Raw genomic sequence first — 20741 nt, forward strand, 5'->3', positions numbered from 1 at the left:
GGGGGTGTGCCATGCATGACGACCTGATCGTGATCGACGGACTGCAGTACTCAAACTGGGACCGTGAGCTGTTTACCCAGCTGCGCCAGGGAGGGGTCACTGCGGTGCACGTGACCCTGGTGTACCACGAGAATGCCCGCGAAACCCTGAGCCGTCTCGGCGAGTGGAACCGCCGCTTCGAGCAGCACGGCGACCTGATCATGCCGGTGGTCGGTGCCGCCGACATCCGCCGGGCCAAGCAGCTGGGCAAGGTGGGGATCTTCTTCGGCGCGCAGAACTGCTCGCCGATCGAGGACGATATCGCCCTGATCGAAGTGTTCCGCCAGCTCAACCTGCTGATCATGCAGCTGACCTACAACAACCAGAGCCTGCTGGCCACCGGTTGCTACGAGGGCAGCGACAGCGGCATCACCCGCTTCGGCAAGCAGGCGATCGCCGAGATGAACCGGGTCGGCATGCTCATCGACATGTCGCACAGCGCCGAACGCAGCACCCTGGAGGCGATCGAGCTGTCGAGCCGGCCGATCATCATCTCCCACGCCAACCCGGGTTTCTTCCATCCGGCCAAGCGCAACAAGTCGGAGACGGTGCTGCGCGAGCTGGGCCGTTCCGGTGGCCTACTCGGTTTCAGCCTGTACCCATTCCACCTGCACAACGGCTCGGACTGCAGCCTGGAGCAGTTCTGCGACATGGTCGCGCGCACCGCCGACCTGATGGGCATCGAGCACATCGGCATCGGCACCGACCTGTGCCAGAACCAGCCGCAGTCGGTGCTGGAGTGGATGCGCAGCGGCCGCTGGTCGAAGCAGGTCGATTACGGCGAAGGTTCGGCGAGCAACGCCGACTGGCCCAAGCCGCTGACCTGGTTCGGCGACAGCCGCGACTTCCCGAACATCACCCAAGGCCTGCTGCAGCGCGGCTTCAGCGCCGAAGACACCGCCAAGGTCATGGGTCTCAACTGGCTCAACACCTTGGAGCAGGGCCTCAAGCCCGCCCCTTAACTGCCCTGAACAACCAACAAGTACAAGATTCTTGTCAGGAGGCTGTAATGAATAGCACGCAACCGGCGACCCATCTCGGAAGTCCCGCCATGAGCTACAAGAGCAAACTGCTGCATGATGTCGATGTGCCGGTGTTCCTCATCAGCGGCGGCTTCATCCTGCTGTTTGCCGCCCTCGCCCTGTGGGACATCGAGTCGATGACACTCTGGGTCAACAGCTCCTTCGCCTGGTCGACAAAGCTGTTTGGCGCCTACTGGCAGGTACTGTTACTGCTGACCTTCGTCATTGGTCTGCTCCTCGCCATGGGCCGTACCGGTCGGGTGCGCCTGGGCGCCCTGGCGACCCCGGAGATGCCGACCTACACCTGGGTGTCGATCATCATGTGCACCCTGCTCGCCGGCGGCGGCGTGTTCTGGGCGGCGGCCGAGCCGATGGCCCACTTCCTCTCCCCACCACCACTGTATGGCGGCGAGACGGGCACCTCACAGGCGGCCTACAACGCGCTGGCGCAGAGTTTCATGCACTGGGGCTTCCTCGCCTGGGCGATTCTCGGCAGCCTCAGTGGCATCGTGCTGATGCACCTGCACTATGAAAAAGGCCTGCCACTCAAGCCACGCACCCTGCTCTACCCGCTGTTCGGCGAGCGCGTCATGACCGGCTGGTTCGGCGCCCTGATCGATTCCTGCTGCGTGCTGGCGGTGGTCGCCGGCACCATCGGGCCGATCGGCTTCCTCGGCCTGCAGGTAAGCTTCGGCCTGGAGAAGTTGTTCGGCATCACTAACGACTACAGCACCCAGCTTTCCATCATCTTCATCCTGGTCGGCATCTACACCCTCTCCGCCGTATCCGGGGTGACCCGCGGGATCAAACTGCTCAGTCAGCTGAATGTGGTGCTGGCGGTGGTGCTGATGCTGTTCATCCTGCTGTTCGGCCCGACCGCTTTCATCTTCGATGCCTACGTGCAGTCCATGGGTATCTATCTGGACAAGTTCATCCCGATGGCCACCTTCCGCGCCGACCCGGCCTGGCTGGACTGGTGGACGGTGTTCTTCTGGGGCTGGTTCCTCGGTTATGGCCCGCTGATGGCGATGTTCGTCGCGCGCATCTCCCGTGGGCGCACCATCCGCGAGCTGGTGACGATGATCTCGATAGTGGCGCCGCTGATCACCTGCTTCTGGTTCACCATCGTTGGCGGCAGCGGCCTGGCCTTCGAGCTGAGCAACCCCGGTTCGGTGTCCGAGGCCTTCGCCGGCTTCAACCTGCCCGGTGCCCTGCTGGCGATCACCGCGCAGTTGCCGCTGGGCTACCTGATCTCGGTGCTGTTCCTGGTTCTCACCATCATCTTCGTCACCACCACCGGTGACTCGATGACCTACACCATCTCCATGGTGATGACCGGCACCGATCACCCTCGTTCGGAGATCCGTGTGTTCTGGGGCGTGATGATGGGCGTGGTAGCGGCCCTGCTGATTTCCATCGGCTCGGGGGGCATCAGCGCCCTGCAATCGTTCATCGTGATCACCGCTGTGCCGGTGTCCCTGGTGCTGCTGCCGGCCCTGTGGAACGCACCGCAGATCGCCCGGCGCATGGCCGACGAGCAAGGCCTCTAATCCCCACCTTTGAGGGAGCGCGGCAGCCGCCGCCTCCCTCTTTTTTATTCTCCAGCAAATAGGAGCACGCAATGAAACAGGCCGTGAAAACCCAGCTGTTCCCGTCCAAGGCCCCGCTGGAGTGGGCGGTGATCGGCAACGGCACCCTGTACACCGCGCAGATCCCCATCGACGCCCAGGGCCAGGTGGTGCCCGGCGGCATCGAGGCGCAAACCCGACAGACCCTGGACAACCTCAAGCACACCCTCGAATGCGCGGGCCTGGGCATGGATGCGGTGACCCAGGTGCTGATTTACGTTACCGAGCGCAGCTACCTGGCCACGGTCAACGCGGTCTACGCCGAATACTTCAGCGCGCCTTATCCGAACCGCGCGGCCATGGTCATCGTCGGCCTGGCCCGCGAGGAAATGCTGGTGGAGCTGGTGGTCTACGCCGTCGCCTGATCCGCATTGCCTAACGCGCTCGCTCGGCACAACCGGCTGGCGCGTCGAGTGCCTGGCACTCACCCCCTGAAGCGGCCACCACACCAACCCAGGGGCACCTACCCCTCGCGCACCAGCGCCCAATCGCCACAAGCGAGGACGGCGCCGCGCACAGCAAAAAGCCGCCCAGCTGGGCGGCTTTTTGCGCTTGGCTTGAGCCTCAGTTACCGTCGCGGCGCAGGGCCTGCGGGGTGAAGTCGCGCGGATCGAGCCGGGCATTGAAGTCGTACATCGGCTCGTTGTTGTCCAGGCCGTCGACGAAATAGCGACCGCCCTTGAAGTCGTATACGGTTTCCAGGGTGCTACCGAACATCGGCACCTCGTAGTAGCTGATCGGATGACTTTCCTGCAGCCCCATCAGCTCGCCATTCTTGTCGTACAGATCGACCGCCAGGACCTGCCAGCTGTCCTCATCCAGGTAGAAGCGCCGCTTGCCATAGGGGTGGCGGAAGCCCTTGCGCAAGTCGGCCTCGACCACCCACACGCGGTGCAGCTCATAGCGCAACAGCTCGGGGTTGAGCGTGTTGTGCTTGAGGATTTTCTCGTAGGCAATGCCCTGCTGGTGCACTGCGTAGCTGTTGTAGGGCACCAGCATCTCCTGCTTGCCGAGCAGCTGCCACTCGTAGCGATCCGGCGCACCGTTGTAGGCATCGACCTGGTCGGCGGTGACCAGGCCGCTGGTATCCGGGCGCAGGGTGTCGTAGGCCAGCATCGGCAGGCGGCGCACGCGCCGTTCGCCGCGGCTGTAGCGCCAGACCTTGCGGATTGCCAACACCTGGTCGAGGGTTTCCTGCACCACCAGTGCGGAGCCCGCCAGCATGCCCGGCGCGAGCACCTTGTACTTGTAATAGAACAGGGTGTTATCCAGGTCCTGCGGGCTCATGCCTTCGCGGCCATAGCGGAAGTAGACATCACGCTCAAGCTTGAGCAGGTTGTAATCGCCATTGGCGAGCACTGCAGCCTGGTTGGTGACCATGCTGAGCTGCTCACCGCGGTAGCGCATGATGTGGTTCCAGATAGCTTCCAGGCCGTTCTGCGGCAGCGGGAAGGGAATACCTGCCGCAACGCCTTCGACGCCATTGCCGTCGGAGATCAACTTGGCATTCTGGGCGTTGAAGCGGGTGGCATCGTAGATCCGTTGCGGCGCTGCGGCGCTGCGCCGGGTCGGATAGACGCGCAGGAAATAATCCGGATTGTTTTCCAGCAGCATCTTCAGGCCGGCCGGCAATTGCTCCTGGTGCTGGCCGAGGTTCTGGCTGTCGAGCCGATACAGCGGCGCATCGTCGGCATAGGGGTCGGGGTGATGCATACCGGGCCGGTAATTGGCCGGAGGCAGGGCCAGCCCGCCTTGCCAACTGGGAATGGTGCCGGCGATATTGCCGGCCCGCTCGCCACCCAGCGGGGTTAAATCCTGACCCAGTCGCGCGGCCTGGGCACTGTCGACCTGGGCCTGCGCCTGCAGCGCAACGACTGTCAGCAGCAGAATTGAACAGACTTTCAACACAACGAACTCCTCACCGCAGCTGGCGTCTGGCGCCCCTGCTTTTTTGTGCCCGGCCCGCAAAAGGGCTCGGGATTGATGCGCTTCGGTGTTGCGGTGAGGGCCGTCCTGGCGCCGGGTGGTCCCGATCTTGTGCAATCGTCCTGTGGCTGTGGTTCAGCCGGGTCACGCTGCCGGGGCAGCGCTTGCAACGGATGTTCTGCTTGAGTTGCGGCTACCTATAGCGGCGCTGGCATTGGGCGCGCGCTAGGTCGATAGGTTAACAACAGCCCAGAGGCTCTGGACATATCCAGCGCCCTGCGCGACAAGGCTGGCGCCGGGAAGCGGCCGGCGAGCGTTTTTTCACTGGCTATCAGTTCTCGCGCTGGAACTTCAGGTCCCAGACGCCATGGCCGAGACGCTCGCCACGCCGCTCGAACTTGGTCACCGGCCGTTCTTGCGGGCGCTCCACGCAACGGCCGTCGGCCGCCAGGTTACGGTAGCCGGGCGCCACGCTCATCACTTCCAGCATGTATTCGGCATAGGCCTCCCAGTCGGTGGCCATGTGCAGCACGCCACCGACCTTGAGCTTCTGCCGCACCAACTCGGCAAACGCCGGCTGGACGATACGCCGCTTGTGATGGCGCGCCTTGTGCCAGGGATCGGGAAAGAACAGCAGCAGCCGGTCGAGGCTGGCGTCGGCCACGCAGTTGCGCAGCACTTCCAGGGCATCGCAGCTGTAAACCCGCACGTTGCCGAGGTTCTGCGTCATCAGGCCGTTGAGCAAGGCGCCGACACCCGGGGTATGCACCTCGACACCGATGAAGTCCTGCTCAGGCGCCGCTGCCGCCATCTCCAGCAGGGACTGGCCCATGCCGAAACCGATTTCCAGGGTCCGCGGGGCACTGCGGCCGAAAAGCGCATCGAAATCCACGGCGCCGGCCTCCAGTTCCAGGCCGAACTTGGCCCAGCCCTGGTCAAGGCCGCGCTGCTGGCCTTCGGTCATGCGTCCGGCACGCATCACGAAACTCTTGATGGCGCGGTGCGGGCGCTTGTCCTCGGCTACAGCCGGGGGTTGGTGCGATTCGGTCATCGGGGGCTCTTCAAATCGGTTGTTCTTGGGGGTATTGAGCTGCCGCACTGCTGGCCAATTGGACGGCAGGCGGGTTTCGCCTTCGGCTAACCCGCCCGCTGCTCGCAGCAGATTATCAACAGGCTCAGCGGATCAGGCCGTCCAGCGGGGAAGACGCGCTGGCATAGAGCTTCTTCGGCATGCGCCCGGCCAAATAGGCCAGACGGCCGGCTTCGATCGCATACTTCATCGCCTCGGCCATCATCACCGGGTGCTGCGCATGGGCGATGGCGCTGTTCATCAGCACCGCCTCGCAGCCCAGCTCCATGGCGATGGTGGCATCGGACGCGGTGCCCACGCCGGCATCGACCAGCACCGGCACGGTCGCTTCTTCGAGGATGATGCGCAGGTTGTAGGGGTTGCAGATACCCAGCCCGGTGCCGATCAGGCCGGCCAGCGGCATCACCGCGATGCAGCCCATCTCGGCCAGCCGACGCGCGATGATCGGGTCGTCGCTCGTGTAGACCATCACGTCGAACCCGTCCTTAACCAGCACTTCGGCGGCCTTGAGGGTTTCGATGACGTTGGGGAACAGGGTCTTCTGGTCGGCCAGGACTTCCAGCTTGACCAGCTTGTGACCATCGAGCAGCTCACGGGCCAGGCGACAGGTGCGCACGGCCTCTTCGGCATCGTAGCAGCCGGCGGTATTGGGCAGGATGGTGTAGCGCGAAGGCGAGATGACGTCGAGCAGGTTCGGTTCACCCGGGTTCTGGCCGATATTGGTGCGGCGCACGGCAACCGTGACGATCTCTGCCCCCGAGGCTTCGATAGCCGCGCGGGTCTCATCGAGATCCTTGTATTTACCGGTGCCGACCAGTAGACGTGACTGGTAGGTACGGCCGGCCAGGGTAAAAGGCTTGTCGTTACGAACTTGGCTCATTGCAAACTCCAGTGCGGGTTAACCGCCACCAATCGCGTGCACCACTTCGACCCGGTCACCGTCACAAAGCGCGGTGGCGGCATGCTGGCTGCGCGGCACTATATCCAGGTTGAGCTCGACCGCTACCCGGCGTTCAGTCAGATCCAGACGGCCGATCAGGTCGGCAACGGTAGCGCCATCGGCCAGTTCGAAAGATTCACCGTTCAACTGAATACGCATAACGGGGCGGTCACAACTTGGGAGGGGCGGGCATTCTAGCCCGATCACGGGCGATGACCAAGGCTAAAGGGCGCCATTCGTCCAGCACTCTGACGCGAGGGTCAGGTTAACCCTGTGCCGGCAAGCGCCCGGTGAAGCGCCAGGCCGCCAGGCCGAGGCACAGCCAGCCGCCCAGAAAGGCCAGGCCACCGAACGGTGTGATGATCCCGAGCCCGTCGATGCCGCTGAGGGTGAGCAGATACAAGCTGCCGGAAAACAACAGAATGCCCAGGGCGAAACAGCCTCCGGCCAGGTTCACCCATCGCCCAGGCGCCTGCAGCGCCAGCAAGGCGACACCGAACAGGGCCAAGGCGTGGATCATTTGGTAGTGGCTGCCAGTCTGGAACACCGCGAGATGCTCGGGACTCAGCCGACTTTTCAGGCCGTGGGCGGCGAAAGCCCCCAGGGCGACACCGGTAAAACCGGTGAAGGCAGACAGCAACAACCATAGACGCGCCATGCATCACTCCAGACAAGGGCAAACCGGCCGCTATAATGGCCGGCAAAATCCCCCTGGCCAAGCCCGCATGTTTCGCTCCATTCGCCGCCTCATGTTCAAACTGCTGCTCTGCCTCATGGCCGGCTCGGCGCTACTGGTGCTGGTCTTGCGCTGGGTGCCTCCTCCTGGCACGGCCCTGATGGTCGAACGCAAGGTCGAATCCTGGATCGACGGCAAACCGATCGACCTGGAGCGCAGCTGGCGCCCCTGGAACGAACTGCCGGACGACCTGAAAATCGCGGTGATCGCCGGCGAGGATCAGAAATTCGCCGAGCACTGGGGCTTCGATATCGCCGCGATTCGCGCCGCGCTGGTGCACAACCAGCAAGGCGGCTCGCTGCGTGGCGCCAGCACGCTGAGCCAGCAGGTGGCGAAAAACCTGTTTCTCTGGTCGGGCCGCAGCTGGCTGCGCAAGGGCATCGAGTTCTGGTTTACCGGCCTGATCGAGCTGCTCTGGCCGAAACAGCGAATCCTCGAGGTCTATCTCAACAGCGTCGAATGGGGCACCGGAATATTCGGCGCCGAAGCCGCGGCGCGGCATCACTTCAATATCGGCGCGCCCTACCTGTCGGCCCAACAGGCCAGCCTGCTGGCCGCCGTGCTGCCGAACCCACGCCAACGCAGCGCCAGCCAGCCAAGCGCCCAGGTCAGCCGGCGCGCCCGTTGGATTCGCCAGCAGATGCGCCAACTCGGCGGCAGCCATTACCTCAGCCGACTGCAAGCGGCGCATCAGGGCTGGTGGCCGAAGTGGCTCAAAGCCTGAGAAGTCCAGCGACGATCGCCCACTAATTGGCAGCGATCAGAGCCGCCAGCCCGGCGGGTATCCGGGGGTCACCACACCCCCGCAACGCGCGGGGAGCGTCGCTATCAGCCCGAGGGCTAGGGGTTGCTCTGGCCCTGATGCAGCGCATCACGTGGCACCACTCGCAGCAGCAGCAGTTGATCGTCTTCGGTGTGAGCCGTCAGCCCCGCCTCGGGATAGACCCAGGCCTGGCCTTCGCCCAATTCCAGCCGCAGGCGCGGCTGGCCGACGCTACTGACCAGCCGCTCAGCGGCCACGGCCTGCTGCGGCTTGAGGCTCAGAGCCACGATGGCATGCGTGCCCAACTTGGCCAGTAGTTGCTTGCTGAGCGGCTGCTCCGCGTCGCGTACGCCCACCCCCATCGCGGCCATCAGGCTGTCGCGCTCGGTATCGCTCAGACCGAGTTCGGCTTCCAGCGTCCAGGGCGTGCCACTCGCCTGCCAGTCCGTACGATAGAGCAGGCGCGGCGGCTGCAGCCAAAGCTCGCCCTCGACCTGGGCTCTCAACATCGCCAGAGTCAGGCGGTCATCGGCCAAGGGCTCGAGTACGGAGGCCTGCCACTCGGCCAACCAAGGCAGTGGCGCCGCCGCAGGTTGCGGTCGCATCAGCCAGGCGCCCCAGGCGAAGAACAGTAGAGCGACGACAACAAAGATCAGGCCATGCTGCACGCGCAGGGGCGGCATCTTCATACGCATTCTCCAGACGAAAAAAAGCCGCACGAGGGTGCGGCTTGTTCGGGTGATGCAGCCACTAGGCCGCGATCGAGCCCTTGAGCTTGTTCATGGCGTTTTTCTCCAGCTGGCGGATACGCTCGGCAGAGACGTTGTACTTGGCGGCCAGCTCGTGCAGCGTGGCTTTCTCCTCGGCCAGCCAGCGCTGGTAGAGGATGTCGCGACTGCGCTCATCGAGCCCGTCGAGGGCCTCATGCAGGTTGGCGGCAGAGCTGTCGCTCCAGTCCGCGGCCTCGAGCTGGCGTGCCGGATCGTAGCGGTGATCTTCGAGGTACTGGGCCGGCGAGTGGAACGCGCTTTCGTCATCGGCCTCGGTGGCCGGATCGAAGGCCATGTCGTGGCCGGTCAGACGGCTTTCCATTTCGCGCACTTCGCGCGCCTCGACCCCCAGGCTTTCCGCCACCGCGTGCACTTCCTCATTGTTCAACCAGGCCAGACGCTTCTTCTGGCTGCGCAGGTTGAAGAACAATTTGCGCTGCGCCTTGGTGGTGGCGACTTTAACGATGCGCCAGTTGCGCAGGATGAACTCATGGATTTCGGCACGAATCCAGTGCACGGCGAACGACACCAGGCGCACACCCATTTCCGGGTTGAAGCGCTTGACCGCCTTCATCAGGCCGACATTGCCTTCCTGGATCAGGTCGGCCTGGGCCAGGCCATAACCGGAATAACTGCGCGCGATATGCACGACAAAGCGCAGGTGGGCGAGCACCATTTGCCGAGCGGCTTCGAGGTTCTGCTGGTAGTAGAGACTCTCGGCCAGCTCGCGCTCCTGCTCAGGGGTCAACAGCGGTATGCAGTTGACCGCATGCACGTAAGCCTCCAGGTTGGCACCCGGGACTAAAGCATGAACAGGTTGCAAAGAAGTGGACATGTGGATCCTCCGACTCACGAATCGAACGCAGTGTAACACTGAGCAATAAGACTAGGAACGCTTCTACAAGTTCCCTTACACATAGTCAATATCAACGAAAACAATAACTTACCTATCTCGGTTCTAATTCGTTCAGGTGCCGGGCGACCGCCAGCCAGGCGCCGATATAGCCTAGCAGCACTGCGCCGAGCAGCAATGACAGGCCGTCGCCTGCCGGCACACCCGCCAGGGCGAAGTCGCTGCCGTACAACCCGGCCAGGCGAATCACCGCATCGTTCAGCCAGCCCAAGCCATAGGCCAGCACCAGCCAGGCCAGCAGCCCGGCACCCAGGCCATAGAGCGCGCCCATATAAAGAAAGGGCCTGCGCACATAGCTGTCAGTACCGCCGACCAGCTTGATCACTTCGATCTCGGTACGTCGGTTCTCGATGTGCAGGCGAATGGTATTACCGATCACCAGCAACAACGCCATCACCAGCAACAGGGTCAGGCCGAAGACGAAGCGATCCCCCAGGCTGAGAATCGCCGTCAGCCGCTCGACCCAGACCAGATCGAGTTGCGCCTGCTCCACCTTGGGCAAGTCGGCCAGACGCAGACGCAGGGCCTCCAGGGTGTCCTTGTCGACTTCCCGGGGCGTTACCAGCACCACCCCCGGCAACGGGTTTTCCGGCAATTCCTTGAGTGCCTCGCCCAGCCCGGACTGCTGCTGGAACTCCTGCAAGGCCTGCTCGCGACTGATCCAGTCGGCCGCGGCGACATCGTCCATCGCCGCAATCTGTTCGCGCAGCGCCTGGCCTTCGGCCTCGCTCGCGTCGACCTGCAGGAACAGGGATATCTGCGCGGCGCGCTGCCAGGAACCGCCGAGGCGCTCGACGTTGTCCAGCAACAGGGCCAGGCCCATCGGCAAACTCAGGGCCACGGCCATCACCAGGCAGGTGAAGAAGCTGCCGATCGGTTGCTTGGTCAGGCGGCGCAGGCTGTCGACCAGGCTGGCGCGGTGGCTTTCCAGCCAGGCGGCGAGCTGGCTGCGAAAGTCCGGTTCATCGCCCGGGATTTTTGCTTCGTGCTTTTTCGGCGCGGCGCCAACGCGTTGCGCCGGCTGGGGTGGTGGCATGCGGGTGGCGCTCATCAGACTGCCTCCCCATCGCCGATCAGGCGGCCGCGCTGTAGGGTCAGCATGCGATGGCGCATACGCGCGATCAGCGCCAGGTCGTGGCTGGCGATCAGCACGCTGGTGCCGAGTCGGTTGATGTCCTCGAACACGCCCATGATCTCCGCCGCCAGGCGCGGGTCGAGGTTGCCGGTCGGCTCGTCGGCGAGCAGCAAGGCCGGTCGATGCACGACCGCGCGGGCAATACCGACGCGTTGCTGCTGGCCGGTGGACAGTTCGCCGGGAAACTGCTCGGCCTTGTCCGCCAATGAAACGCGTTCGAGCGCCGCACCGACACGCTTACTTATCTCCGGCTTGGACAGACCAAGGATCTGCAGCGGCAGGGCGACGTTGTCGAACACGCTGCGGTCGAACAGCAGCTGGTGGTTCTGGAACACCACGCCGATCTGGCGGCGCAGATAGGGGATCTGGGCGTTGGTGATCTGCCCCAGATCCTGCCCGGCCAGCAGCAGCTTGCCGGTGGTCGGCCGCTCCATCGCCAGGAGCAGGCGCAGCAGGGTGCTCTTGCCGGCACCGGAATGACCGGTGACGAAGAGAAATTCGCCGCGGCGCACGCGAAAGCTCAGCTCGTGCAGCCCGACGTGACCATTGGGGTAACGCTTACCGACCTGCTCGAACTTGATCATTACGATTCCCGCGACTGGAACAGCGCCTGGACAAAAGAGTTGGCCTCGAAGGTACGCAGGTCGTCGATACCTTCGCCGACGCCAATATAGCGAATCGGCAGCCCGAACTGCTTGGCCAGCGCGAAGATCACCCCACCCTTGGCGGTTCCATCCAGCTTGGTCAGGACCAGACCGGTGAGGTTCACCGTCTGGTTGAACTGCTTGGTCTGATTGATCGCGTTCTGCCCGGTGCCGGCATCCAGCACCAGCAGCACCTCATGGGGCGCCGTGTCATCCAGCTTGCCGATCACCCGGCGGACCTTCTTCAACTCTTCCATCAGGTTGTCTTTGGTGTGCAGACGTCCGGCCGTATCGGCGATCAGCACATCCATGCCGCGCGACTTGGCGGCCTGCACCGCATCGAAGATCACCGATGCCGAATCGGCCCCGGTGTGCTGGGCGATCACCGGGATACTGTTGCGCTCGCCCCACACCTGCAACTGCTCAACGGCAGCGGCGCGGAAGGTGTCGCCAGCAGCCAGCATGACCTTCTTGCCGTCCTGCTGCAGTTTCTTCGCCAGCTTGCCGATGGTGGTGGTCTTGCCGGCGCCATTCACGCCAACCACCAAAATCACATAGGGCTGCTTGGTCTGATCCACGCGCAGCGGCTGCTCGACCGGCTTGAGCAGCGCCGTCAGCTCGTCCTGCAATGCCTGGTACAAGGCGCCGCTGTCGGTCAACTGCTTGCGCGCGACCTTCTGGGTCAGGCTCTGGATAATCAGGTTGGTGGCTTCGACACCGACGTCGGCGGTCAGCAAGCGGGTTTCGATTTCCTCGAGCAGCTCGTCATCAATGGCCTTCTTGCCGAGGAACAGGCTGGCCATGCCCTCGCCCAGGCTGGCACTGGTCTTCGACAGGCCCAGCTTGAGGCGGGCGAACCAGCCACCCTGGTTATCGCCCGGCTTGTTCTGTTCGACCAGAGCCTCGGCGAGCGCAGGCGGTTCTATGATCGGCGCAACAGGCACCGGCACCGGCGGCTCGGGTACCGGCTGGTGCACGACTGGATGCAGCACTTCACTGCCGGCATTGATGCGGAACCGCGAAGGTCGCGGCGCCTGCACCGGCTCGGCCACAGACTCGGCCGGCGTCGGCGTCGGCGTCGGCGTCGGCGTCATAGCGGGCTCGGCACTGGCCGGTGACGCAACCGGCTCGACCGCTGGTGCAGCGGTCTCGGCGGCTGGCGCTTGCGGCGCAGGTTCAGGCATCGGCTCAGGGGCAACCGGAAGCGGATTGCTGGCAGGCTCTTGCGGCTTCTTGCGCAACCAGCCGAACAGGTCCTTCTTCTCCGCGGGTTTCTCGGCAGATGGCGGCACAGGCGGCGTAGCGCTGGGTGCGGGGGTCTTCTTGTCGTCGTTGGAACCAAACATGGAGGACGGCTATCTCAAAGGTGCGACGCGCCTGTGGGCGGGTCTACGACATTGCCTGCGCGGCGGGAAAAAGCTGAAGAAACCGCACAGTAATATTCAGACCACATACCAGACGTGGCCGCCAGTAAAACGGATGCGTATCCTAGCACCTCCGCGCCCGCCGACGCTAAGTCCAAGCGGGTCCGTCCGACAGGTCGACAATTGATGAAGATGACAGTCCAACGCGCCGCCGCCTTGTTCCTCGCTGCGCTCTGCATGCCGCCGGCGGCCTTGGCCGCCGCCGCACAGCCAACCCACGAATTCAGCCTGGACAATGGCCTCAAGGTCATCGTCCGCGAGGATCACCGCGCGCCCGTGGTGGTTTCCCAGCTCTGGTACAAGGTCGGCTCCAGCTACGAAACGCCCGGCCAGACCGGCCTGTCCCATGCCCTCGAGCACATGATGTTCAAGGGCAGTCGCAAGCTCGGCCCCGGCGAAGCCTCACTCATCCTGCGCGAACTCGGTGCCGAGGAAAACGCCTTTACCAGCGACGATTACACCGCTTATTACCAGGTGCTGGCGCGCGATCGCCTGAGTGTGGCTTTGGAACTGGAAGCCGATCGCCTGGCCAGCCTCAAGCTGCCGGCCGATGAGTTCGCCCGCGAGATCGAGGTAATCAAGGAAGAGCGGCGCCTGCGCACCGACGACAAGCCCAGCTCGCTGGCTTACGAACGCTTCAAGGCCATGGCCTACCCCGCCAGCGGTTACCACACCCCAACCATCGGCTGGATGGCCGACCTCGAGCGCATGACCGTCGAGGAGCTGCGCGCTTGGTATGAAGCCTGGTACGCACCGAACAACGCCACCCTGGTGGTGGTCGGCGATGTCAGCGCCAGCGAAGTCAAGGTGCTCGCCGAACGCTATTTCGGTGGCATCCCTGCGCGCGCGGTGCCCTCGGCGAAAATCCCCCGGGAGCTGGCCGCACCGGGCGAGCGGCGCATCACCCTGCGCCTGAAAACCCAGCTGCCAAGCTTGATGATGGGCTTCAACGTGCCGGGCCTGGCCACCGCCGAAAACCCGCGACAGGTGCATGCCTTGCGCCTGATCGCCACCCTGCTCGATGGCGGCTACAGCGCCCGCCTGGCGACGCGCCTGGAGCGTGGCGAGGAACTGGTCTCCGGGGCCTCCGCCTGGTATGAAGCCCAGCCGCGCGGCGACAGCCTGTTCGTGCTGTCCGCCACGCCCAATGTGCAAACTGGCAAGACCCTGGCGCAAGCCGAAGCCGGCCTGTGGCGCGAGCTGCTGGATCTGCAACAGAACCCGCCCTCGGCCGAGGAACTGGCCCGGGTGCGTGCCCAGGTCATCGCCGGACTGGTCTTCGAACGCGACTCGATCACCAGCCAGGCCACCGCCATCGGCCGACTGGAGACCGTCGGCCTGTCCTGGACCCTGATGGACCAGGAGCTGGCCGAGCTGGAAGCGGTCACCCCAGCCGATATCCAGAGCGCGGCGAAAACCTTCTTCACCCGCGACCGCTTGAGCGTCGCCCATGTCCTACCCGAGGAGAAGCATGATGAGTAAGCGCAATGGTATGCGCTACGGCCTGCTCGGCCTGGCGGTACTGGCGTTGTTGGCGGTTCTTGTCCTGATAGACAATCGCCCCGACCAAACCAGCAGCCAGTCCGAACCCGCCGCGTCGACGGCCATCGAATCCCTCGCCGAGCTCAACGGTCAGGCACCGAGCCGGCGTAACCTGAAGATCCAGACCTGGCAAACCGCCGAGGGCGCCAAGGTGCTGTTCGTCGAGGCGCGCGAGTTGCCGATGCTCGACCTGCGCCTGACCTTCGCTGCCGGAAGCAGCCAGGATGACGGTGCGCCAGGGGTGGCGATGCTGACCAACGCCATGCTCAACGAGGGCGTGCCGGGCAAAGACGTCGGCGCCATCGCCGCTGGGTTCGAGAGCCTCGGCGCCGAATTCGGCAACGGCTCCTACCGCGACATGGCGGTGGCCAGCCTGCGCAGCCTCAGCGCCGTGGATAAACGCGAGCCGGCCCTGCAACTGTTCAATCAGGTGATCGGCCAGCCAACCTTCCCCGAAGATGGCCTGGCGCGGATCAAGAACCAGCTGCTGGCCGGTTTCGAGTACCAGAAGCAGAACCCGGGCAAGCTCGCCAGCTTGAAACTGTTCGAGCGGCTCTACGGTGAGCACCCCTACGGCCACCCCAGCGAAGGCAACGAAGAGTCTGTCCCGGCGATTAGCCGCGAGCAGCTGCAGGCCTTTCATGCCAAGGCCTATGCCGCCGGCAACACGGTGATCGCGCTGGTTGGCGACCTCTCGCGTGAAGAAGCCGAAACACTCACGGCGCAGGTTTCCGCCGCATTGCCGCAAGGCCCGGCCCTACCCATCATTGCTCAGCCGACAGTGCCGCAAGCAGGCCTCAGCCATATCGAGTTCCCATCCAACCAGACCCACCTGATGATCGCCCTGCTCGGCATCGACCGCCGCGACCCGGACTACGCCGCGCTCTACCTGGGTAACCAGATATTCGGTGGCGGTGGCTTTGGCACCCGGCTGATGACCGAGGTTCGCGAAAAGCGCGGCCTGACCTACGGCGTCTCCTCCGGTTTCAGCGCCATGCAGGCCCGCGGGCCATTCATGATCAGCCTGCAAACCCGCGCCGAACTCAGCGCCGGCACCCTGCAACTGGTCAAGGATCTTCTGCGCGACTACCTGGCCAGTGGCCCGACCCAGGAGGAACTGGACAACGCCAAGCGTGAACTGGCCGGCAGCTTCCCGCTGTCCACCGCGAGCAACGCCGCGATCGTCGGCCAGCTCGGCTCCATGGGCTTTTACGACCTGCCGCTGAGCCATCTGGAAGATTTCATGCGCGAGGTCCAGGCCCTCACTGCCGAGCAGGTCAAGGCGGCCATGGCCAAGCACCTCGACCCCGAGGCACTGGTGATCGTCACCGCAGGCCCCACCGTCGAACAGAAAGAACTGCCGCCCCCTACCGACAACCCCGTCGAACAACCCCCTGCCGTACCGGAGCACTAATGCGCAAGCCAAGCAAAGCGGCAACCGCCCATGGCGGCGATGGCCAACTGCGGATCATCGGCGGGCAATGGCGTTCGCGCCAGTTCAGCTTTCCCATGGCCGCCGGCCTGCGCCCCACGCCCAATCGCGTGCGCGAAACCCTGTTCAACTGGCTGGCGCCCTACATCGAAGGCGCCACCGTGCTTGACCTGTTCGCCGGCAGCGGCGCGCTGTTCCTCGAAGCGTTGTCACGCGGGGCTGGCAGCGCCCTGGCGCTGGATAGCAACCTCAGCGCCATCGCCTGCCTGCGCGGCCACCTGCAGACCCTGAACTGCGAGAACGGCCAGCTGGTGCAAAGCGATGCCCTGGTTTATCTGCAGACCCAGGCCGCCACGCCATTCGACCTGGTGTTTCTCGACCCGCCGTTCAGCCAGAATCTGCTCCTGCCAGCCTGCAACCTGCTGGAGCAACACGGCTGGCTCGCCGAGGATGCCTGGATCTACACCGAAAGCGAAAACCCGCCCTCCAGCCTCGGCCTGCCCGGCAACTGGCGCCAGCACCGGGAACAGAAGGCCGGCCAGGTGTATTACGCGCTGTGGCAGCGCAGCGCTCAGGGTGGAGACGCCTAACCAGATCCTGCGGGTGAACATGCTGTCGATTGGTCTTGAATGAACCTATGAATCCGACCTTCAAAGCCGCCTGGTGGCTACCCGGTCCGCACCTGCAGACCCTGTGGAACCCGCTGTGCCGCAAACCGCCACGCCTGCAGCGCAGGCGGGAACGCCTGTGGCTGGAGGACGGCGACTTTCTCGACCTCGACTGGCACGGCCCGCATGAGGCGACGGCGCCATTGGTGCTGGTGCTGCACGGCCTGACCGGTTCATCCAGCTCGCACTATGTGCTCGGTCTGCAACAGGCCCTGGCGGCGCGCGGCTGGGCCAGCGTGGCGCTGAACTGGCGCGGCTGCTCGGGCGAACCCAACCTGCTGGCGCGCGGTTACCACTCCGGCGCCAGCGACGACCTCGCCGAGACGATCGGCCACCTGCGCGCACTACGACCGATGACCCCGCTGTATGTCGTCGGCTATTCACTGGGCGGCAACGTGCTGCTCAAATACCTCGGCGAAACCGGCGGCGACAGCCTGGTGCAAGGCGCCGCCGCGGTGTCGGTGCCGTTTCGCCTGGATCAATGCGCGGATCGCCTCGGCCTGGGCTTCTCGCGGATCTACCAGGCGCACTTCATGAACGAGATGGTCGCCTACGTGAAGACCAAGCAGCGCCTGTTCGCCCACCAGGGCATGGCCGATCGCCTGTCCACCCTGGACAACCTCGGGGCGCTGGACGGCATGCGCACCTTCTGGGACTTCGACGGGCGCATCACCGCACCGCTGCATGGTTTCAGCGATGCCCAGGACTACTACAAGCGGTCGTCCAGTCGCTACTTCCTGGGCAGCATCGCCACCCCGACCCTGCTCATCCAGGCCGCCGACGACCCCTTCGTGTTCCGCCACAGCCTGCCGGAGGCCGGCGAACTGTCGCCCAGCACCCAGTTCGAGCTGCATGAGCATGGCGGCCATGTCGGTTTTATCGACGGCTCGCCGCGGCGACCGGGTTACTACCTGGAGCGACGCATTCCGCAGTGGTTGGCAGAGCAGGTCGCCGACTGACGCCCGCACGGCGAACAACGCGCAGCTTGTCCACCATCCGCCAGGCAGACAGCGGGTCGTCAGCGACCTGCCCCGGTGCCGAGCGGTGGAAAACCCTACGCGACGCTCCACCCTGCGAGCTTATCGAGTCAGATCACCTGCTCCAGCGGCACATGTAACTTCCGGTACAGGGCATCCACCGCATCCAGCGCCTGCGGCGCGATATAGCCACCTTCCAGGGCCAGCACCTGATAGATGCCACGGCGCAACATAGCTTCGCTGAGCTCTCCGGACTGACTGCGGGTGGTGCAGAGGAAACGCACCCAGGAGGTCATGATGATCCAGGCATTGAGCGTCAGCGCCTCGATCTGCGCGGGATTCATCAGCAGGATGCCGGCCTCGACGAAGCCCTGATAAATCTCCTGCGCACCCTGAAGGCAGCGCCGGGCGAAAAGCCGGTAACCCTCGGCCAGCTCGGGGTCGCTGTCGAGCAGATGCTCCAGATCGCGGTGCAGGAAGCGGTAGTGCCACATCGCCGCGAGCAACGCCTCCAGATAGAAGGTCTTGTCGTCTATGCTCATGGGCCGGCCGGGGGGCAGGCGCAGGAAGCTGTCGACGTGGCGCTCATACTGGCCGAACAGCTCGGCGATGATCGCCTGCTTGTTGCGGAAGTGGTAGTACAGGTTGCCCGGCGAAATGCCCAGGTGCGCGGCGATGTGGTTGGTGCTGACGCTGCGCTCGCCTTGGGCATTGAACAGCTCGAGGCTGGCCTCGATGATGCGTTCGCGGGTTTTCGGTGGCGTTGCCATAACTGCTCGATCTCGACTGCAAGTGCCCGGCAAAGGTACAGGGTGGCGTGCGCAATAGGCTAGCCAGGTAGCGCCTCAGGACAACGACTGACGATTCGCCTGGCAGCTCTCTCATTTGACAGATTAGAGTAATTGCTCTAAAAATCCAGCACACCCTTTCCGCAGGCCTCCCCGCTTCGGGTCGACAGGACTGCAATGCCGAGGAATCGCACATGGCCGCCGACATCGCCTATCTACAAGACCCGCAACACAGCCAGCAGCAGATCAGCCAGCTGGAAACCAGCTTCGCCCTGCAGCGCCAGGCGTACCAGGCCAACCCGATGCCGTCCGCCGAGCAGCGCCTGATGTGGCTCAAGGCCCTGAGCGAGCTGCTGAGCAACCAACGCGAGGCGCTGGTCCAGGCGATCTCCCAGGATTTCAGCAACCGCTCGGCCGACGAGACCCTGCTCGCCGAACTGATGCCCAGCCTGCACGGCATCCACTACGCGAGCAAACGCATCAAGAAGTGGATGAAACCTTCGCGGCGCAGCGTCGGCATGCAGTTCCTGCCGGCCTCGGCCAAGGTGATCTACCAGCCGCTCGGCGTGGTCGGCGTCATAGTGCCGTGGAACTACCCGCTGTTTCTGGCCATTGGCCCGCTGGTTGGCGCGCTCTCGGCCGGCAACCGGGTGATGATCAAGATGAGCGAGTCGACCCCGGCCACCTCGCAACTGATCAAGGAGCTGCTGGCCAAGGTGTTTCCCGAGGACCTGGTCAGCGTGGCACTGGGCGAGGCGGAGGTCGGCATGGCCTTCGCCAAGTTGCCCTTCGACCACCTGCTGTTCACCGGCGCCACCAGCATCGGCAAGCACGTGATGCGCGCCGCTGCCGAGAACCTGACCCCGGTGACCCTGGAGCTGGGCGGCAAGTCGCCAGCCATCGTCTCCGCCGAGGTGCCGCTGGCCGACGCCGCCGAACGCATCGCCTTCGGCAAGACCATGAATGCCGGGCAGACCTGCGTGGCACCGGACTACGTGCTGGTGCCGAAAGACCGCGTGGCGGGTTTCGTCGAGGCCTACCGCAAGGCGGTACTGGGCTTCTACCCGCAGCTTGCGGACAATCCCGACTACACCGCGATCATCAACGAACGCCAGCAGCAACGCCTCAACGGCTACCTGAGCGATGCCGAGAGCAAGGGCGCGACCCTGGTTGCGTTGTACCCCGAAACTCAGGGCCGGCGCATGCCGCACACCGTGGTGCTGAATGTCAGCGACGAGATGAACATCATGCAGGACGAGATCTTCGGCCCGCTGCTGCCGATCGTCCCCTACGAGGGCATCGAACAGGCCTTCGCTTACGTCAATCAGCGCCCCCGGCCGCTGGCGCTCTACTACTTCGGCTACGACAAGGGCGAACAACAGCGCGTGCTGCACGAGACCCATTCCGGCGGCGTGTGCCTGAACGACACCCTGCTGCACGTAGCCCAGGACGACATGCCGTTCGGCGGCGTCGGCCCATCCGGCATGGGTCATTACCACGGCCACGAAGGCTTCCTGACCTTCAGCAAGGCCAAGGGCGTGCTGGTCAAGCAACGCCTCAATGCCGCCAAGCTGATCTATCCACCCTATGGCAAGACACTGCACAAGCTGGTCTACAAACTGTTCGTACGCTAAATCTTGTAGCGAGTACGCCTGGCCCTTGCGGGCGATTCACGGCCGCCGACTGAGCCCCTGATCGCCAACAAGCTCGCTCCTACAAATCATGCGGGTGATAACAACAATGAATGATCCCACGCTTGCCGGTCCGCATCTGTCGCGACGCAACCTGCTGCAAGTCGGCCTGCTCGGCTCGGCCTTTCTCGCCACTGCCGGGCTGACCGCCAGCCTCAGCGGCTGCTCGGCCAGCACGCCCAAGGCCGGCTTTAGCGTGATCCGCGAATCCGACCTGCCCTTCCTCACGACCTTGATCCCGGTGATGCTGGAAGGCGCGGTGGCTCCAGCAATGATGCCCCAGGCCGTCAGCGGCACCCTCGAAAGCCTCGACTACAGCCTCAACCACCTGTCGCCCGAACTGCTCAAGCTGACCGTGCAATTGTTCGACGTACTGGCCATGCCACTGACCCGCGGCCCACTGACCGGGGTCTGGGGCAGCTGGCAGAAGGCCTCGGCCAGCGAGGTGCGTGCCTTTCTCGAGCGCTGGCAGCACAGCTCCATCGGCCTGCTGCAGATGGGCCATGCCTCCCTGCTGCAACTGGTGATGATGAGCTGGTACAGCCGCGCCGAGTCCTGGTCGCATTGCGGCTATCCCGGGCCGCCCAGCATCTAGCCCTGCACACACGACGGA

At 64.3% G+C, this 20741-nt stretch carries 21 protein-coding genes; 10 read left to right on the forward strand and 11 right to left on the reverse strand.

Annotated elements, in window-relative coordinates:
- The first annotated feature begins 11 nt into the window (after positions 1–11).
- From LJY18_RS04595 to LJY18_RS04605, 3 genes are all read left to right on the forward strand, one after another.
- The gene (locus LJY18_RS04595; protein ID WP_238040607.1) at positions 12–1001 is read left to right on the forward strand and encodes a membrane dipeptidase; all 990 of its coding nucleotides are present in this window, start codon (positions 12–14) and stop codon (positions 999–1001) included.
- Positions 1002–1048: 47 nt separating this feature from the next.
- Positions 1049–2611, forward strand: a complete 1563-nt coding sequence (locus LJY18_RS04600) for a BCCT family transporter (RefSeq protein WP_238040608.1) — start codon at positions 1049–1051, stop codon at positions 2609–2611.
- Between the two features lie 71 nt (positions 2612–2682).
- Positions 2683–3054, forward strand: a complete 372-nt coding sequence (locus LJY18_RS04605) for a RidA family protein (RefSeq protein WP_238040609.1) — start codon at positions 2683–2685, stop codon at positions 3052–3054.
- 199 nt (positions 3055–3253) lie between these two features.
- Here LJY18_RS04605 and LJY18_RS04610 read toward each other — a convergent pair whose 3' ends face one another.
- From LJY18_RS04610 to LJY18_RS04630, 5 genes are all read right to left on the reverse strand, one after another.
- Positions 3254–4597: a DUF1329 domain-containing protein gene (locus LJY18_RS04610; protein ID WP_238040610.1), complete on the reverse strand. Its 1344-nt coding sequence runs from the start codon at positions 4595–4597 to the stop codon at positions 3254–3256.
- A 349-nt stretch (positions 4598–4946) separates the two neighbouring features.
- Positions 4947–5666: a tRNA (guanosine(46)-N7)-methyltransferase TrmB gene (gene trmB, locus LJY18_RS04615; protein WP_238040611.1), complete on the reverse strand. Its 720-nt coding sequence runs from the start codon at positions 5664–5666 to the stop codon at positions 4947–4949.
- 124 nt (positions 5667–5790) lie between these two features.
- A complete protein-coding gene (locus LJY18_RS04620; protein WP_238040612.1) occupies positions 5791–6585 on the reverse strand; it encodes a thiazole synthase in 795 nt (264 codons plus the stop codon).
- A gap of 18 nt (positions 6586–6603) precedes the next feature.
- Positions 6604–6804 (reverse strand): sulfur carrier protein ThiS, encoded by a 201-nt coding sequence (gene thiS, locus LJY18_RS04625; protein WP_238040613.1) that lies wholly within the window; start codon positions 6802–6804, stop codon positions 6604–6606.
- A gap of 106 nt (positions 6805–6910) precedes the next feature.
- Positions 6911–7303 (reverse strand): DUF423 domain-containing protein, encoded by a 393-nt coding sequence (locus LJY18_RS04630; RefSeq protein WP_238040614.1) that lies wholly within the window; start codon positions 7301–7303, stop codon positions 6911–6913.
- A 67-nt stretch (positions 7304–7370) separates the two neighbouring features.
- Here LJY18_RS04630 and mtgA point away from each other — a divergent pair, with 67 nt between their 5' ends.
- Complete coding sequence (gene mtgA, locus LJY18_RS04635) at positions 7371–8105, forward strand: monofunctional biosynthetic peptidoglycan transglycosylase (protein WP_238040615.1); 735 nt, start codon at positions 7371–7373, stop codon at positions 8103–8105.
- A 116-nt stretch (positions 8106–8221) separates the two neighbouring features.
- On the opposite strand, the gene LJY18_RS04640 is transcribed toward mtgA, so the two are convergent.
- From LJY18_RS04640 to ftsY, 5 genes are all read right to left on the reverse strand, one after another.
- Positions 8222–8833, reverse strand: coding sequence for a hypothetical protein (locus LJY18_RS04640; protein ID WP_238040616.1), 612 nt, complete (start codon positions 8831–8833; stop codon positions 8222–8224).
- Positions 8834–8894: 61 nt separating this feature from the next.
- Positions 8895–9749, reverse strand: a complete 855-nt coding sequence (gene rpoH, locus LJY18_RS04645) for an RNA polymerase sigma factor RpoH (RefSeq protein WP_238040617.1) — start codon at positions 9747–9749, stop codon at positions 8895–8897.
- 112 nt (positions 9750–9861) lie between these two features.
- The gene (gene ftsX, locus LJY18_RS04650) at positions 9862–10878 is read right to left on the reverse strand and encodes a permease-like cell division protein FtsX (protein ID WP_238040618.1); all 1017 of its coding nucleotides are present in this window, start codon (positions 10876–10878) and stop codon (positions 9862–9864) included.
- Positions 10878–11546 (reverse strand): cell division ATP-binding protein FtsE, encoded by a 669-nt coding sequence (ftsE, locus tag LJY18_RS04655; protein WP_238040619.1) that lies wholly within the window; start codon positions 11544–11546, stop codon positions 10878–10880. The genes ftsX and ftsE overlap by 1 nt, the downstream gene beginning before the upstream one ends.
- Positions 11546–12952: a signal recognition particle-docking protein FtsY gene (ftsY, locus tag LJY18_RS04660; RefSeq protein ID WP_238040620.1), complete on the reverse strand. Its 1407-nt coding sequence runs from the start codon at positions 12950–12952 to the stop codon at positions 11546–11548. The genes ftsE and ftsY overlap by 1 nt, the downstream gene beginning before the upstream one ends.
- Positions 12953–13156: 204 nt before the next feature.
- On the opposite strand from ftsY, the gene LJY18_RS04665 reads away from it, so the two are divergent.
- The 4 genes from LJY18_RS04665 to LJY18_RS04680 are packed head-to-tail and all read left to right on the forward strand — an operon-like array spanning position 13157 to position 17631.
- Positions 13157–14512 carry a M16 family metallopeptidase gene (locus tag LJY18_RS04665; protein ID WP_238040621.1) on the forward strand — a complete coding sequence of 452 codons (1356 nt, stop codon included), beginning with the start codon at positions 13157–13159 and terminating at the stop codon, positions 14510–14512.
- Positions 14505–15986, forward strand: a complete 1482-nt coding sequence (locus LJY18_RS04670; RefSeq protein WP_238040622.1) for a M16 family metallopeptidase — start codon at positions 14505–14507, stop codon at positions 15984–15986. Before LJY18_RS04665 ends, LJY18_RS04670 begins: the two co-directional genes overlap by 8 nt.
- Entirely contained in the window at positions 15986–16594 is a 609-nt protein-coding gene (gene rsmD / locus LJY18_RS04675) for a 16S rRNA (guanine(966)-N(2))-methyltransferase RsmD (RefSeq protein WP_238040623.1), read from the forward strand. Before LJY18_RS04670 ends, rsmD begins: the two co-directional genes overlap by 1 nt.
- 47 nt (positions 16595–16641) lie before the next feature.
- On the forward strand, positions 16642–17631 hold the full coding sequence (locus LJY18_RS04680) for a hydrolase (RefSeq protein ID WP_238040624.1): 990 nt from the start codon (positions 16642–16644) through the stop codon (positions 17629–17631).
- A gap of 128 nt (positions 17632–17759) precedes the next feature.
- Here LJY18_RS04680 and LJY18_RS04685 read toward each other — a convergent pair whose 3' ends face one another.
- Complete coding sequence (locus LJY18_RS04685) at positions 17760–18419, reverse strand: TetR/AcrR family transcriptional regulator (protein ID WP_238040625.1); 660 nt, start codon at positions 18417–18419, stop codon at positions 17760–17762.
- Between the two features lie 212 nt (positions 18420–18631).
- On the opposite strand from LJY18_RS04685, the gene LJY18_RS04690 reads away from it, so the two are divergent.
- Both LJY18_RS04690 and LJY18_RS04695 read left to right on the forward strand, forming a co-directional pair.
- The gene (locus tag LJY18_RS04690; RefSeq protein ID WP_238040626.1) at positions 18632–20071 is read left to right on the forward strand and encodes a coniferyl aldehyde dehydrogenase; all 1440 of its coding nucleotides are present in this window, start codon (positions 18632–18634) and stop codon (positions 20069–20071) included.
- Between the two features lie 106 nt (positions 20072–20177).
- The gene (locus tag LJY18_RS04695; RefSeq protein WP_238040627.1) at positions 20178–20723 is read left to right on the forward strand and encodes a twin-arginine translocation pathway signal protein; all 546 of its coding nucleotides are present in this window, start codon (positions 20178–20180) and stop codon (positions 20721–20723) included.
- The last annotated feature ends 18 nt before the right edge of the window (positions 20724–20741 follow it).

This window comes from Pseudomonas sp. MMS21 TM103, assembly GCF_022132145.1.
Taxonomy (GTDB): Bacteria; Pseudomonadota; Gammaproteobacteria; order Pseudomonadales; family Pseudomonadaceae; genus Aquipseudomonas.